Annotated in this window: 1 protein-coding gene; it reads right to left on the reverse strand. The window is 71.6% G+C overall.

Going from position 1 to position 535, the window contains the following annotated elements; all coding sequences use genetic code 11:
* Positions 1-518 (reverse strand): aconitase family protein (locus tag ACY34M_RS41870; RefSeq protein ID WP_462723972.1); only part of this gene is annotated, 518 nt, incomplete at its 3' end.
* Between the last annotated feature and the right edge of the window lie 17 nt (positions 519-535).

A 535-nucleotide genomic window follows, 5' to 3' on the forward strand; every position in this document is an offset into this window, starting at 1 on the left:
TCGCCGTCGACGGTGATCGCCATCGTCTTCGGGCGGGCCATCGGCAGCGTCTGGGTGGCCAGCACGTGCTCGACCTGCGAGGTGCCGATGCCGAACGCCAGGCCGCCGAACGCGCCGTGCGTGGAGGTGTGGGAGTCGCCGCACACCACGGTGGTGCCGGGCTGGGTCAGGCCCAGCTGCGGGCCGACCACGTGCACGACGCCCTGCTCGACGTCGCCCAGCGAGTGCAGGCGGACCCCGAACTCGGCGGCGTTCTTGCGCAGCGTCTCCAGCTGCACCCGCGAGACCGGGTCGGCGATCGGCTTGTCGATGTCGAGGGTCGGGGTGTTGTGATCCTCGGTGGCGATGGTGAGGTCGGTGCGCCGCACCCGACGGCCCGCCTGGCGCAGCCCGTCGAAGGCCTGCGGGCTGGTCACCTCGTGCAGCAGGTGCAGATCGATGAAGAGGAGGTCGGGCTCGCCCTCGGCGCGCCGGACGACGTGGTCGTCCCAGACCTTCTCCGCGAGTGTCCTACCCATCGCTTTCCCTCCGGCCG

The organism is Streptomyces sp. EDA2-14, from assembly GCF_054963755.1.